The 14,181-nt window shown below is 67.8% G+C and carries 12 protein-coding genes and 2 pseudogenes; 7 read left to right on the top strand and 7 right to left on the bottom strand.

Annotation, left to right across the window (positions count from 1 at the left end; translation table 11 throughout):
* The first annotated feature begins 2 nt into the window (after positions 1–2).
* Both W7U_RS12165 and W7U_RS12160 read left to right on the top strand, forming a co-directional pair.
* Positions 3–545 (top strand): adenine phosphoribosyltransferase, encoded by a 543-nt coding sequence (locus tag W7U_RS12165; RefSeq protein WP_008258305.1) that lies wholly within the window; start codon positions 3–5, stop codon positions 543–545.
* Between the two features lie 44 nt (positions 546–589).
* A complete protein-coding gene (locus W7U_RS12160) occupies positions 590–2,968 on the top strand; it encodes a RelA/SpoT family protein (protein WP_008258303.1) in 2,379 nt (792 codons plus the stop codon).
* A gap of 12 nt (positions 2,969–2,980) precedes the next feature.
* On the opposite strand, the gene W7U_RS12155 is transcribed toward W7U_RS12160, so the two are convergent.
* Positions 2,981–3,871, bottom strand: coding sequence for a peptidylprolyl isomerase (locus W7U_RS12155; protein WP_008258302.1), 891 nt, complete (start codon positions 3,869–3,871; stop codon positions 2,981–2,983).
* A 115-nt stretch (positions 3,872–3,986) separates the two neighbouring features.
* Here W7U_RS12155 and W7U_RS12150 point away from each other — a divergent pair, with 115 nt between their 5' ends.
* Together W7U_RS12150 and hisS are read left to right on the top strand one after the other, a co-directional pair.
* A complete protein-coding gene (locus W7U_RS12150) occupies positions 3,987–4,643 on the top strand; it encodes an MBL fold metallo-hydrolase (RefSeq protein ID WP_008258301.1) in 657 nt (218 codons plus the stop codon).
* Positions 4,644–4,646: 3 nt separating this feature from the next.
* The gene (hisS, locus tag W7U_RS12145) at positions 4,647–5,909 is read left to right on the top strand and encodes a histidine--tRNA ligase (protein ID WP_008258300.1); all 1,263 of its coding nucleotides are present in this window, start codon (positions 4,647–4,649) and stop codon (positions 5,907–5,909) included.
* A 45-nt stretch (positions 5,910–5,954) separates the two neighbouring features.
* Here the strand turns inward: hisS and W7U_RS12140 are convergent, their stop codons facing one another.
* Positions 5,955–7,187, bottom strand: coding sequence for a DDE-type integrase/transposase/recombinase (locus W7U_RS12140; protein WP_036429032.1), 1,233 nt, complete (start codon positions 7,185–7,187; stop codon positions 5,955–5,957).
* Between the two features lie 143 nt (positions 7,188–7,330).
* On the opposite strand from W7U_RS12140, the pseudogene W7U_RS26925 reads away from it, so the two are divergent.
* Positions 7,331–8,409 (top strand): annotated as a pseudogene (locus tag W7U_RS26925) (13E12 repeat family protein); the annotation flags it as partial.
* Between the two features lie 50 nt (positions 8,410–8,459).
* Here W7U_RS26925 and W7U_RS12130 read toward each other — a convergent pair.
* Positions 8,460–9,692 carry an IS256-like element ISMysp7 family transposase gene (locus W7U_RS12130; RefSeq protein ID WP_008258297.1) on the bottom strand — a complete coding sequence of 411 codons (1,233 nt, stop codon included), beginning with the start codon at positions 9,690–9,692 and terminating at the stop codon, positions 8,460–8,462.
* A 116-nt stretch (positions 9,693–9,808) separates the two neighbouring features.
* Here W7U_RS12130 and W7U_RS12125 point away from each other — a divergent pair.
* Positions 9,809–10,243 (top strand): annotated as a pseudogene (locus W7U_RS12125) (HNH endonuclease signature motif containing protein); the annotation flags it as partial.
* Between the two features lie 28 nt (positions 10,244–10,271).
* Here W7U_RS12125 and W7U_RS12120 read toward each other — a convergent pair.
* The 3 genes from W7U_RS12120 to W7U_RS12110 all read right to left on the bottom strand — a co-directional run bounded on the left by W7U_RS12120 (position 10,272) and on the right by W7U_RS12110 (position 11,384).
* The gene (locus tag W7U_RS12120; protein ID WP_008258295.1) at positions 10,272–10,496 is read right to left on the bottom strand and encodes a hypothetical protein; all 225 of its coding nucleotides are present in this window, start codon (positions 10,494–10,496) and stop codon (positions 10,272–10,274) included.
* Between the two features lie 23 nt (positions 10,497–10,519).
* On the bottom strand, positions 10,520–11,014 hold the full coding sequence (locus W7U_RS12115; protein WP_008258294.1) for an SRPBCC family protein: 495 nt from the start codon (positions 11,012–11,014) through the stop codon (positions 10,520–10,522).
* A gap of 70 nt (positions 11,015–11,084) precedes the next feature.
* Positions 11,085–11,384, bottom strand: coding sequence for a hypothetical protein (locus W7U_RS12110; protein ID WP_008258293.1), 300 nt, complete (start codon positions 11,382–11,384; stop codon positions 11,085–11,087).
* A gap of 141 nt (positions 11,385–11,525) precedes the next feature.
* On the opposite strand from W7U_RS12110, the gene W7U_RS12105 reads away from it, so the two are divergent.
* Positions 11,526–12,551 (top strand): Rv2578c family radical SAM protein, encoded by a 1,026-nt coding sequence (locus tag W7U_RS12105; RefSeq protein WP_008258292.1) that lies wholly within the window; start codon positions 11,526–11,528, stop codon positions 12,549–12,551.
* A 1-nt stretch (position 12,552) separates the two neighbouring features.
* On the opposite strand, the gene W7U_RS12100 is transcribed toward W7U_RS12105, so the two are convergent.
* Entirely contained in the window at positions 12,553–14,133 is a 1,581-nt protein-coding gene (locus W7U_RS12100; protein WP_008258291.1) for a metallophosphoesterase family protein, read from the bottom strand.
* Positions 14,134–14,181: the final 48 nt, after the last annotated feature.

The raw sequence follows: 14,181 nt of genomic DNA, 5'->3' as shown, positions 1-14,181 counted from the left end.
CCGTGACGAACGTCGGCGGGCGGACGCCCGTGGCGGAGCTCATCGCGTCGCTGACGCGCAAGGTGGCCGACTTCCCCAAGCCCGGGATCCAGTTCAAGGACCTCACCCCGGTGTTCGCCGACGCGACGGCGATGACGGCGATCACCGGAGCGGTCGCCGAGCTCGCGTCCGGCGCCGATCTGGTGGCCGGCATCGAGGCCCGGGGGTTCTTGGTGGCCGCGGCCGTCGCCGACCGGCTGGGCACGGGCGTGTTGGCCATCCGCAAGGCCGGGAAATTGCCGCCGCCGGTGCACGCCGAGCGGTACGACCTGGAATACGGCACCGCCACGCTGGAGATCCCCGGCGAGGGCATCGACCTGCGCGGACGCAACGTCGTGATCGTCGACGACGTGCTGGCCACCGGCGGCACCCTGGCCGCGTCGGCCCGGCTGCTCGAGCGCGCCGGGGCGAACGTGACCGCGGCGGCGGTGCTGTTCGAACTCGGTGGGTTGGGCGGCCGGGACGCGGTCGCGCCGTTGCCGGTGCACAGCCTGATGTGCGAGTAGCCCCCTCACATCGGAGATATCCTCGAATTCGGAGGTGACCACACGTGGCGGATGACAACAGCGCGTCGCAGGCGCTCGACGCGCCCACCAAAGTCACGGAGCCGCCGGCCATCACGCAGCCCATGGAGGCGCCGGAGCCGCCGACCGAGTCCCTGAAGACGTCCAGCAGCGCGTCGCGGCGGGTCCGGGCGCGGCTGGCCCGGCGGATGACCGCGCAGCGCAGCACGCTCAACCCGGTGCTCGAACCGCTGGTGGCGGTGCACCGGGAGATCTACCCGAAGGCGAACGTGTCGATGCTGCAGCGCGCCTTCGAGGTCGCCGACCAGCGCCACGCCACCCAGTTGCGCCACTCGGGCGACCCGTACATCACCCACCCGCTGGCCGTCGCCACCATCCTGGCCGAATTGGGCATGGACACCACGACTTTGGTGGCCGCGCTGCTGCACGACACCGTCGAAGACACCGGCTACACCCTGGACGCCTTGAGCGAGGAATTCGGCGAAGAGGTCGGCCATCTCGTCGACGGTGTGACCAAGCTGGATCGGGTGGTGCTGGGCAGCGCCGCCGAGGGCGAGACGATCCGCAAGATGATCACCGCGATGGCGCGCGATCCCCGCGTGCTGGTGATCAAGGTGGCCGACCGGCTGCACAACATGCGCACCATGCGGTTCCTGCCGCCGGAGAAGCAGGCCCGCAAGGCCCGCGAGACGCTGGAAGTCATTGCGCCCCTTGCGCATCGGCTGGGTATGGCCAGCGTCAAGTGGGAGTTGGAAGACCTGTCGTTCGCGATCCTGCATCCCAAGAAGTACGAGGAGATCGTCCGGCTGGTCGCCGGGCGCGCGCCGTCGCGCGACACCTACCTGGCCAAGGTCCGCGCCGAGATCGTCAGCACGCTGGGCGCCTCGAAGATCAAGGCGACGGTGGAGGGCCGGCCCAAGCACTACTGGTCGATCTACCAGAAGATGATCGTCAAGGGCCGCGACTTCGACGACATCCACGACCTGGTCGGCATCCGCATCCTGTGCGACGAGATCCGGGACTGCTATGCCGCTGTGGGCGTGGTGCATTCGCTGTGGCAGCCGATGGCCGGCCGGTTCAAGGACTACATCGCCCAGCCCCGCTACGGCGTGTACCAGTCGCTGCACACCACGGTCGTCGGCCCCGAGGGCAAGCCGCTGGAGGTGCAGATCCGCACCCGCGACATGCACCGCACCGCCGAGTACGGCATCGCCGCGCACTGGCGCTACAAGGAGGCCAAGGGGCGCAACGGCGTTCCGCATCCGCACGCCGCCGCCGAGATCGACGACATGGCGTGGATGCGCCAGCTGCTCGACTGGCAACGGGAGGCCGCCGACCCCGGCGAATTCCTCGAATCGTTGCGGTATGACCTTGCGGTACAAGAGATCTTCGTCTTCACCCCCAAGGGCGACGTCATCACCCTGCCGACCGGCTCCACGCCGGTGGACTTCGCCTACGCCGTGCATACCGAGGTCGGTCACCGCTGCATCGGCGCCCGGGTCAACGGACGTCTGGTGGCGCTGGAACGCAAGCTGGAAAACGGGGAAGTCGTCGAGGTCTTCACCTCGAAGGCGGCCAACGCCGGGCCGTCGCGGGACTGGCAGCAGTTCGTGGTCTCACCGCGCGCCAAGGCCAAGATCCGGCAGTGGTTCGCCAAGGAGCGCCGCGAGGAGGCGCTGGAGGCCGGTAAGGACGCGATGGCACGCGAGGTGCGTCGCGGGGGACTTCCGTTGCAGCGCTTGGTCAATGGCGAAACCCTGTCGGCGGTGGCCCGCGAGCTGCACTACCTCGACGTGTCCGCCCTCTACACGGCGATCGGTGAGGGGCATGTGTCGGCCCGGCACGTCGTGCAGCGGCTGCTGGCCGAACTCGGCGGCATCGACCAGGCCGAAGAAGACCTCGCCGAACGGTCCACCCCGACGACCATGCTGCGGCGCCCGCGCAGCAGCGACGACGTCGGCGTCTCGGTGCCCGGCGCCCCGGGCGTGCTGACCAAGCTGGCGAAGTGCTGCACGCCGGTGCCCGGCGACCAGATCATGGGGTTCGTCACCCGTGGCGGCGGGGTCAGCGTGCACCGCACCGACTGCACCAACGCCGCGTCCCTGCAGCAACAGTCCGAGCGCATCATCGAGGTGCATTGGGCGCCGTCGCCGTCGTCGGTGTTCCTGGTGGCCATTCAGGTCGAGGCGCTCGACCGGCACCGGCTGCTGTCGGACGTCACGCGCGTGCTGGCCGATGAGAAGGTCAACATCCTGTCCGCGTCGGTGACCACGTCCGGCGATCGAGTTGCCATCAGCCGGTTCACCTTTGAAATGGGTGACCCCAAGCACCTCGGCCACCTGCTGAACGTGGTGCGCAACGTCGAGGGCGTGTACGACGTCTACCGGGTGACGTCGGCGGCCTGAGCCCGCTCGGACTCAGTCGAGCAGCACCGAGGTGATGGTGACCTCGGTCGCGGGTGCCCCGTCCTCGCCGCCGCCGGCGACGCCGGCCTTGGCGATCTTGTCCAGCGTGGCGAGCCCGTCGGGCTGGATGGTGCCGAACACGGTGTATTGCGGCGGCAGCTGGGAGTCCTTGTAGACCATGAAGAATTGGCTGCCGTTGGTGCCGGGCCCGGCGTTGGCCATGGCCAGGGTGCCGCGCGGGTAGAGGACGGGCTCCTGCGCCTTGGGGTCGTTCGGCGGGTACTGGTCGGTGGGGTATTCGTTGGCGAATTGGTAGCCCGGGCCGCCCGTGCCTTCGCCCTTGGGGTCGCCGCACTGCAAGACGCCCAGCCCCGGCGAGGTGGTCAGCCGGTGGCATTTGGTGTTGTCGAAGTATTTCTGGCCGACCAGGCTCGCGAAACTGTTGACGGTGCAAGGTGATTCGTTGTTGGCCAGCATCAGGCCGATGTGGCCCTGGTTGGTCACCATGCTGACGCTCACCTGCGCCGGATCGGTCGGCACCTTGCCGGTGCGCGGCGGCTTGACCTGCTTGGCCGCGGGCTCGGGTGTTGCCGGGTATTGACAGTTGGCGCCGACCTCGGCCGACGGCTTGAACGCCGGCAACGGCGGGGCGGACGGCGCGGGCGCGGCGGGCGTCGTGCTTTCCGGCGAGCTGCTGCTGGTCGTGGTCGCCGCGGTGTTGCTTTTGTGTTCGTGCTTGGTGTTGACGATCGTCAGGACCACCGCCACGACCACGGCCACGGCCACGATCGAGCCGGCCGCGATCAACACGATCCGGCGCGTCTTGGCTTGCTTCGCGCGCCGCTCCAGCTGGCGTTCGAGCTTGCGCTTGGCGTTGGCACGTCGTTGTTCGTTGGTCGGCACGGCCGCTATGCCTCCATGATTGGATCGGAGCCCCATAAACCCGTGAGGTGGCCAGCTCAGGCTAATGTGGGCGCCGCGACTCGTGTCAAGTGGGCCCCATGGGAAAATGGGAACCGTGTTGATCACCGGATTTCCCGCCGGCATGTTGGCTTGCAACTGCTACGTGCTGGCCGAGCGGCCGGGAACGGACGCCGTCATCGTGGATCCGGGTCAGCGGGCGATGGCCCCGCTGCGGCGCATCCTGGACGAGAACCAGCTGACGCCGACGGCGGTGCTGCTGACCCACGGGCACATCGACCACATGTGGTCGGCGCAGAAGGTTTCCGACACCTACGGGTGCCCGACCTACATCCATCCCGAGGACAGGTTCATGCTCAAAGACCCGATCTACGGCCTGGGCCCACGGCTGGCGCAGCTGGTGGCGGGCGCCTTCTGGCGGGAGCCCAAGCAGGTCGTCGAGCTCGACCGCGACGGCGACAAGCTCGACCTGGGCAGCGTGACGGTCAACGTCGACCACACCCCCGGGCACACGCGCGGATCGGTGGTGTTCCGGGTGACCGGGGACAAGGACTTGGTGTTCACCGGCGACACGCTGTTCGAGCGGTCGGTCGGGCGCACCGATCTGTTCGGCGGCAGCGGGCGCGACCTGCTGACCTCGATCGTCGACAAACTCCTGGTGCTCGACGACGCGACGGTGGTGCTGCCGGGGCACGGCAACGCCACCACCATCGGCGCCGAGCGGCGCCTCAACCCCTTCCTCGAAGGCCTGTAACCGGTGGCGGAATTTTCTGCGCCCAAGGGCGTGCCCGACTACGTCCCGCCGGACTCGGCCCAGTTCGTCGCGGTGCGCGACGGACTGCTCGGGGCCGCCCGCCGCGCCGGTTACGGCGATATCGAGCTGCCCATCTTCGAGGACACCGCGCTGTTCGCGCGCGGCGTGGGCGAGTCCACCGACGTGGTGTCCAAGGAGATGTACACGTTCGCCGACCGCGGCGATCGTTCGGTGACGCTGCGGCCCGAGGGGACCGCCGGCGTGGTCCGCGCCGTCATCGAACACGGATTGGACCGCGGCGCGTTGCCCGTCAAACTTTGTTACGCGGGACCGTTTTTCCGCTACGAACGCCCGCAGGCCGGCCGCTATCGCCAGCTGCAACAGGTCGGCGTGGAGGCGATCGGCGTCGACGACCCGGCCCTGGACGCCGAGGTCATCGCCGTGGCCGACGCGGGTTTTCGCTCCCTGGGGCTCGACGGCTTCCGGCTGGAGATCACCTCGCTCGGCGACGACAGCTGCCGACCGGCGTATCGAGAACTGTTGCAGGAGTTCCTGTTTGGGCTCTCGCTTGACGACGAGACGCGCCGGCGCGCCGAGATCAACCCGCTGCGCGTCCTCGACGACAAGCGACCCGAGGTGCGGGCCATGACGGCCGATGCGCCGGTGCTGCTCGACCACCTGTCCGATGCGGCCAAGCAGCACTTCGACACCGTCCTGGCGCATCTGGACGCGCTCGGGGTGCCCTACGTCATCAACCCGCGCATGGTGCGCGGGCTGGACTACTACACCAAGACCACGTTCGAGTTCGTGCACGACGGGCTGGGCGCGCAGTCGGGCATCGGCGGCGGGGGCCGCTACGACGGCCTGATGCGCGAGCTCGGCGGACAAGACCTGTCCGGCATCGGATTTGGGCTCGGCGTGGACCGCACGCTGCTGGCGCTGCGGGCCGAGGGCAAGAGCGTGGGGACGGCGGCGCGCTGCGAGGTCTTCGGGGTGCCGTTGAGCGAGCAGGCCAAGCTGCGGCTGGCGGTGCTGGCCGGTCAACTGCGGTCCGCCGGGGTGCGCGTCGACCTGGCCTACGGCGACCGCGGGCTCAAGGGCGCGATGCGCGCGGCCGACCGGTCGGGCGCCCGGGTCGCCCTGGTGCTGGGCGACCGCGATATCGAGGCCGGCACGGTCGGGGTGAAGGACCTCGGGACGGGGGAGCAGTCGGCCGTCGCTTCGGAGACCGTTGTCGCCGACGTGCTTGCGCGGCTGGGCCGGTAGCCCGTTTCGGGCCTGGTAGGCGGTTTGTCGGCTTGTTGCCTCATGTCAAGATGCGCGCGAAGGGTGGTTCGTTGCCTCACGTGAGCGTGCGCGCTTGGTGATGGGAGCGGGGGTGCCGGCTGGGGCTTTGCTGGTGGCCAGGGTGAAGAGCTGGGCGGTCAACGCCTGAATCTGGCGTTGGGTGGCGGCCGGATTGATCAGCGAGTGGGTCCGCTTGAGCGCGACAATGCGTTCCACAGCCATGCTCGGGTGATTGATCGCGCGGTGAAACGGGGTCTGGGCCTTGTCGTGTTTGCGGGACACCTTGGCTCCTGTGCGGACTTTGGAGATCAGTTTCTGCTGGGGGTGGAAGTAGTTGGTCAGCTTCGTCTGCAGATGCCAGATTTCGTTGAGTAGCAACAGTTCTGATGCGGTGTCGTAGCGGTAGTAGCCGACCACTGTGCGTACCACTGCCCAGTTTTTCTGCTCGACGTGGCAGCCGTCGTTCTTGTTGCCCGGTCGTGACCGGGTGAAAGTGATGCAGCGGTTTTGACACCATGTCAGCAGGTCGTCGTTGATGAATTCCGAGCCGTTGTCGCAGTCCACGCCGACGATCGGGAACGGCATCGCGGCGGCGATGTGATTGAGGGCGGCCAGTACGTGTTTGGCCGCCCTGTCGGGCAGTGAGCGGCTCTCGGTCCAGCCGGTGGCGATGTCGGTGACCGTCAGTGTGAAGGCATGGCCTCCACCGCGGTTGCCGCCGTCGTGGAAGACCGTGTCGATCTCGACGAAGCCGGGCACAGCGTCGTCCCATTCGGCCCAGGTGCGCACCGGGATCTGGCTTTTGAGCAGCGATCCCGGCTTGGTGCCCACACGTCCTTTGATCGTGTATTTGGCTCGCTCATCGGCCAGGCGGCGATCGATGGTGGCCGCCGACATCGAGACCAACAACGCCGCGGTCTCATCACTGATGACCAGCTCCCGGAAGTGACGCAACACGGCCACCAGCTCTGCGAGCATGGGGGCGAGCCGTTTGCCGGCGGGCATTCCGAGTACGGTCCAGCAGACCGTCAATGCGGCGATGACCTCAGGTCCATACGTCACCGGCCGGACAGGACGCGCGGCGACGATCGTGGGCACCAGCGCGGCTTTAAGCGCCTTACGGGCATGGTTGCGATGCCAGCCGGTGTTGGCACACAACTCATCGAGAATCCGGCTCTTCCCGCGCTTACCGGCCTGCTGGTAACGGATCGCCGCTGCCTGCGTCACTGCTCTGCGCTCGCCCAATGTCAGCCCCATCACCTGGGCCTACCGAAGTCATTGCTGACCGATCAGGCAGGCGCGCCGTCCACGCGCGCATTTCTGATGAGTCAACGAAGCACCCATTCGCGCGCATTTCTGATGAGTCAACGCGGTCGGTTGCCTGTGGCATAGTCGAACGTATGTTCGATGAGGTGCGGCGGCGTGCGGTGATCGCGGAGCTTGATGAGCTCGTTGAGCGTTGTCATCCGTCGTCGACGCGGGAGTCGGCGGCGTTGTTGGAGCACCTCGGGGTTGTGGCGCGGGTGGAGAATCGGGCGGCGGCGGCGCAGTTGGTGGCGATCGGGGAGTTGTTTGCCTATCGGCTCTCGCGCTGTGCGGAGAGCGAGGAGTGGGCGGTGGACACCGAGGCGGCGGTGGCCGCGGAGGTGGGCGCGCAGTTGCGGATCGGCCAGGGGTTGGCCGCGAGCCGGGTGCGCTATGCCCGCGCGATGCGCGAACGCCTGCCGAAAGTGGGGGCGGTGTTTGGCGCCGGGGATATCGATTATCGGATGTTTCAGACCATCGTGTTCCGCACCGATTTGATCGTCGATCCCGAGGTTCTGGGGGCGGTGGACGCGGTGTTGGCGGCCAATGTGGGCCGGTGGCCGTCGTTGAGTCAGGGCCGGTTGGCGGCCCAGGTCGACAAGGTCGTGGCCAAGGCTGATGTGGATGCGGTGCGGCGGCGCCAGGAGCGCGCGGCCGGCCGGCAGGTGTGGATGGCCGACATGGGCGATGGGCTGGCGCATCTGGAGGCCACCCTGTATGCCCCGGATGCCCACGCGCTGGATCGGCGCCTGGATGGGTTGGCGGCCACGGTGTGTGCGCATGACCCACGGACTCGGGAGCAGCGCCGCGCTGATGCATTGGGGGCGTTGGCCGCCGACGCCGATCGGCTGGGGTGTCGCTGCGGGCGCGCGGATTGCGCGGCCGGGGGCGGGCCGCGGGCCCGGTGACTGTCCATGTGATCGGCGAACACGCGGTGCTGGAGGGTCGCGCATCCACCCCGGGTGCCGAGGTCGGCGCCGAGGGATTGATCCCCCCGGAGGTGCTCGCCGAGCTGGCGGCCTCGGCCACACTGGTGCCGTTGACCCATCCCGGCGACGCCGCCTTGGAGCCGGGGTATGTGCCCTCGCGGGCGCTGGCCGATTTTGTGCGGTGTCGGGATCTGACGTGTCGCTGGCCCGGCTGTGATCGCCCGGCCACCGCCTGCGATGTGGACCGGGCTTGTCAAGATAACTGTGTAAGGTGTTGCAGCCGTTTATCTTTGGGTCATAGTGGGAGTCGGTCGGGGAATTGGATGGCGAAGGTGTTCAGTGCTTCGGTCCAGCGGTAGGTGCCTGGTCCGTGTGTTGATCCTCGTTTCTGGTTGATGTTGCGGATGGCCAAATACAGCAGCTTCATTGCTGCGGCGTCTGAGGGGAACGAGCCGCGGGCCTTGGTGACTTTGCGCAGCTGGTAGTTCAGCGATTCGATGGCGTTGGTGGTGTAGATGATCTTGCGGATCTCGACCGGGAATGCCAGGAAAGGCACGAACTCAGCCCAGGCCCGATCCCAGACAGCGATGGCTCCGGGGGATTTGGTGCGCCACTGGGCGCGGAACTCCTCGAGGGCCAGTTTGGCGGCCTCTTCGGTGGGTGCGGTGTAGATCGGACGCAGCGCGGTGGCCATCTTGCGGCGGTCGGCGTAGGAGGCATAACGCATCGAGGAGCGCAGCAGATGCACCACGCAGGTCTGGATCACCGCGGCCGGCCAGACCGCCGCGATCGATTCGGGCAGGCCGGCCAACCCGTCGCAACACACGAACAGCGCATCGCGGCACCCGCGATTGCGCAGTTCGGTGAGCACCCCGTGCCAGAATTTGGCGCCCTCGCTCTGCTGGATCCAGATGCCCAGGACCTGCTTGATTCCCTCGACATCGACGCCGATGACCACGTGGGCGGCCTTGTTGGCCACCACGCCGCCGTCGCGGATCTTGATGCGGATCGCGTCGATATACAAGATCGGATACACCGGATCGACCGGCCGGGATTGCCAGGCGGCGATCTCCTCGGTGACCACGTCGGTGACCCGCGAAATCGTGGCCGCCGACACGCGGGCGCCATAGACCTCGCCGAGGTGCTCGGTGATATCGCGCGTCGACATGCCCCGGGCATACAGCGACAAGATCATGTCCTCAACCTGGCCCAGGCGGCGTTTGCGCTTGGGCACGATCGCCGGGCTAAACGTGGCGTTGCGGTCACGGGGCACTTCCAGCTCGACCGGCCCGGCCGTGGTCAACACGGTTTTGCGGCCATGGCCGTTACGGGAATTGCCCGAGCCATGCCCTGCCGGATCGCCGTGCTCATAGCCCAGGTGATCGGCGATTTCGACGTCCAAAGCGCGTTCGAGCACCGCCTTGGTCATCTGCGCGAGCAACCCCTCGGGGCCATCAATCGGGGTGCCAGACGCTTCAGCGTCGGCCAACAAGGCATCGACTGCCGCCGGCGGCAACAACTCGGCCAACTGGGCGGCAGCATCATCTCTTGACGAATCAGATTGCGGCAATGGAACTCTCCTGTCCGGTGGTCAGCCACCACCATTCAGGCCGAACCCCTTACACAGTCAATAAGACACGCCCTGTGGACCACACCATCCCCTACGCCGCCGGTGGCCCCACACACGCGTCGAACCTCAAGGCGCTGTGCCGTACGCATCATTTGGTGAAAACGTTTTGGGGCTGGCAGGAAAAGCAGCTGCCCGATGGCACGCTGATCTTCACCTCCCCGGCCGGGCACACCTATGTGACCACCCCGGGCAGCGCGCTGCTGTTTCCCAGCTTGTGCGCGGCCACCGGCGCGATCGCGGCCCCCGAAGCCGACCCGCCCCCGAACCACTGCGCCCAGCGCACCGCGATGATGCCCCAACGCCGCCGCACCCGCACCCAAGACCGCGCCACCCGCATCGCAGCAGAACGCAAACACAACCGAACGGCTCGCCTGGCTGAAAGGCCTTCGTACGCTTGGTATTCCGAATCGACTCACGCCGTGGGGGACGGGGAGCCGCCGCCCTTCTAGCGCGCCGGCGCGGGCCGGCGCGGCCCGGTCATTTCTTGCTGGGAATGACGATCACCACGATCAGGGTGAGGATGGAGAAGAACAGTCCAAGGATTCCCCATCCCAGCGGATTGCGGCCCTTCATCATGGCGATGACGCCGCAGACTATTGCGGCGATGATGCTGCCGATCGCGACGAAAATCCCTTTGATGCCACGCAGAATGAAGCCGGCGGCGACGGGGTCCGAACTCGCCAGAACCATCGAATGCAACATGTCGGTCCCTCCTGCCGCCGGGCTTACAGCACGATTCCCCGCGGATAACCGCGGCGGACGGTGCGGTCGAGAATTCCCAGGGTCGCCCGCAGCGCGCCCTCGGACAGGATCGGGAAAATCCCGGCTTCCCGCCACTTGGGGTCGATGTCCGACCAGTCGTAGAACGAGGTGACCACGGTGGCCGAGGCGTCTTCGGTCGGCGCGAGCGCGTAGCCGTACACATGGCCGATCGGTGGCTGGATCTGACCGAGCACCGTCCACGCGATCAGGCGGTCCTGCTCGAACTGCTTGATCTCGACGGTGACGTCGTACTTGCCCAGTTGCGGAAAGTCGTTCAACGACTCGCGATCCATGTGCACGACGAAGCGGTCACCGACGCCGCGCACCGGATCGCCGTCGGCATCCTGGAGCATCCCGGACGAATCGATCGCCACGTGGCCCTGCGGGTCGCACAGCACGGCGAATATGTCCGACGCCGGTGCGGCGATGGTGCGGGAAGTCTCGATGCGTTCGGTCATAACTCCTCGCGGCTGACGTCCGGGGCGACGATCCGCAGCTTAGCCCCGCGCGGTAGGCGGCAGAAGCGGGCTAATGCGGTGAGTTGACCAGATAACACTGCACGCGGCGAACGGCGTCGTCCCGGTTGACGCCCATGTTCACCAGCCTCTCAACCACTTCGGCGGCCGGCACACCCGAAATGATGTCGTGGTCGATCACATGGACGCTGGGGAACCACACGTCTGCACTCACGCCCGGCGGCGGGGGCTTGGTGTCGCCTCCGACGCATTGGGCATAACCGACGGCGCCGGTTTCCGCGCCGGCCGGCGACGCCCCAATCAGCACAACGACGGGAATGCCAACCGCCGCCGCGACATGGATCAAACGCATGCGTGCAACACCCCGCCTTCGGTTCGGTCACCCGAAAATAATCTGGTTTGCTACCGCGCACAAGGCCGGGCTTCGGCGGCGCAGCGGGGCGGATGGGCCATGGCACTTGACTGTATCTCGAACTGATGTTCGAATAGCGGGATGCGGTGGGCAAGCCAGGCCGTCGCGGTCAACGGGAAACCGGTCGAGGACGGGGCGCTGCCGGGGCTGCAACGCATCGGCTTCGTCCGCAGCGTGCGCTCGCCGCAGTTCGACGGCATCACCTTTCACGAGGTGCTGTGCAAGTCCGCGCTGAACAAGGTGCCCAACGCGTCGGCCCTGCCGTTCCGCTATACGGTCAACGGCTACCGCGGCTGCTCGCACGCCTGCCGGTACTGCTTCGCCCGGCCCACCCACGAATACCTGGAGTTGGACTGCGGCAACGACTTTGACACCCAGGTCGTCGTCAAGACCAACGTGGCCGAGGTGCTGCGTCGCGAGCTGCGCAGGCCGTCGTGGCAGCGCGAGACCGTCGCCCTGGGCACCAACACCGATCCCTACCAGCGGGCCGAGGGGCGCTACGCGTTGATGCCCGGCATCATCGGCGCCCTGGCCGAATCGGGCACCCCGCTCTCGATCCTGACCAAGGGCACCCTGCTGCGCCGCGACCTGCCGCTGATCGCCGACGCCGCGGCGCAGGTCCCGGTGTCGGTCGCGGTGTCGCTGGCGGTCGGGGATGCCGAGCTGCACCGCGACGTCGAGCCCGGCACGCCCACGCCACAGGCGCGGCTCGGCCTGATCGGCGCGATCACCGCCGCCGGGCTGAACTGCCACGTGATGGTCGCGCCGGTGCTGCCGTATCTCACCGATTCCGCCGAGCATCTCGACGCGCTGCTCGGCCAGATCGCGGCCGCCGGCGCCGGCAGCGTGACGGTTTTCGGCCTGCACCTGCGCAGCTCGACCCGCGGATGGTTCATGTCGTGGCTGGCGCGCTCGCATCCCGAACTGGTCGGCCGCTATCGCGAGCTGTACCGGCGGGGCGCCTACCTGCCGCAGGGTTATCGCGACATGCTACGCGAGCGCGCCGCCCCGCTGATCGCCAAGTACCGGCTCGCCGGCGATCATCGCCCGTTCTCCCAAGCGGTTTCGGCCGAAACGCCGCAACCCGTTCAGGAGACGTTGTTTTGAGCTAGCTTTTGTCGCGGCGCGGCTTGGTCAGGGTGAATTCGTCGATCACGACCATGTCGCCCAGCGGGCCCCGCAACGCGTAATGCGTCGCCTTGATCGAGGTATTGCCGCCGGGGCGGCCCGGGTCGACGTCGAAAGCCGCGAAGCCGTAAGGGTTGTCGCGGTCGCGGAACGCCGACCACGGCGCGTCCTCGAGGACGTAGATCGGCGCCTTGCGCCGCAGCCCGGGGTCGAACGCCCCCACGCCGGTGACCACCCGGCACCGGGGTTCGGGAAAGAACATTGCGTTGCTCGGCGCCGAGGTGCCGCCGCCGCCGATGACCAGATGCACCGTGCCCCGGGTGGAGTCGATGAGATCGCTTCGGGTGTCGACGGGGATCGGCGTGCGGGTGTCGGTCCCCAGCGCGCCCCGCACGGGATGCGAGCGTTCGTAGTGGTGCTCGTGGCCGCACAACACCAGGTCCACCTGGTACTGGTCGAACAGCGGCAGCCATTCCTCCCGGATGCCCAGGTCGGCCCCGTTGGTCTTGTCGGCGGTGGAGATCGCCGTCTGGTGCATGCACACGACCACCCAGTCGATATTCGGGTCGCTCCGGGACGCGGCGAGTTCGCTTGCCAGCCAGCGCCTTTGCTCTCCGCCGGAGTAGCCGTGCACGTAGGAGTTGCCACCGTCCTGGTAGGCCACATCGTCGTTGGCCAGGCTGATCACCCGCACCGATCCGGCGGTGAACGAGTACCACAGGCCGCGGGTCTGGGGGCTGGACCCGGAATCGGGCACCGCGAAGTAGGTCTGATAAGCGCCGTAACCGATCGGCCCGTTGCCCAATTCGTTCTCGTGGTTGCCGGCCGCCGGCATCCAGGGCCGGTGGCGGGCCGAGCGGGTGTTGTTGTCGAACCAGTTCGACCAGGTCCGGATCCGGTTCTGGGCCAGGTTGGCGTAGCACAGGTCGCCGTTGACCAGGTTGAACAGCGGGCCGAGGCGCTCGATGGCGATGGTGGTGTCGGCGGCCGCCGGCGAGCCGATGTTGTCGGTCGCATAGCGGCCGTCGGGCATCTTGGCCAGAGCCGGCGTGGACTGGTCGCCGAAGCTGGTGAACCGCAAGGGCTTTCGGCCCGACGGCGCCGTTCGTACGGTGCCCTGTTCCGGTTCGGCTCCGTCGTGCACCGCGGCGTACACGTAGTCGGTGTCCGGGGTCAGGTCGGTCAGCCGGGCGTGGTTGACTCGAACTTCGGTGCCCGACTTGGCGTCCCGGTACGTGCGGGTCTCGGCGGCCACGGTGCGGCCGAAGCCGGATGTCGGCGTACCGAGCAGGACGCGCGGATTGCGGACGGCGTCGGTGGTGTGCCAGGACACCACCACCTCGGTGGCGGCGTCCCTGCCGAATTGCAGGTGCAGCCCGCCGATCGGTGGCGCGCCGTTGCGGTCGGACTGCAGCCAGGCCGCGGGCCCGCGGGGGCCGGCGGGCTGCGACCACAGCAGCGCGGCGCCGCCCACCCCGACGCCGCCGAGAACCGCGGAGGCCGCACTCGATGTGAGTAACCGGCGGCGGCTGATGCCGGCATGTTCCGAATCGTCGCTCACTCCTGCTTCATACCGCAGCCGCGCGACCTGAAGGTGAACGCCCCGCGT

The organism is Mycobacterium sp. H4Y (assembly GCF_000364405.1).
GTDB classification, from domain to species: domain Bacteria; phylum Actinomycetota; class Actinomycetes; order Mycobacteriales; family Mycobacteriaceae; genus Mycobacterium; species Mycobacterium intracellulare.
This window is presented reverse-complemented; position numbering and strand designations above follow the sequence as displayed.

Bases quoted from the DNA above. Each gene is read 5' to 3' on its own strand.
- W7U_RS12140 (WP_036429032.1), bottom strand. From the start codon at position 7,187: ATGGGGCTGACATTGGGCGAGCGCAGAGCAGTGACGCAGGCAGCGGCG.
- W7U_RS12120 (WP_008258295.1), bottom strand. From the start codon at position 10,496: ATGTTGCATTCGATGGTTCTGGCGAGTTCGGACCCCGTCGCCGCCGGC.
- W7U_RS12115 (WP_008258294.1), bottom strand. From the start codon at position 11,014: ATGACCGAACGCATCGAGACTTCCCGCACCATCGCCGCACCGGCGTCG.
- W7U_RS12110 (WP_008258293.1), bottom strand. From the start codon at position 11,384: ATGCGTTTGATCCATGTCGCGGCGGCGGTTGGCATTCCCGTCGTTGTG.
- W7U_RS12105 (WP_008258292.1), top strand. From the start codon at position 11,526: ATGCGGTGGGCAAGCCAGGCCGTCGCGGTCAACGGGAAACCGGTCGAG.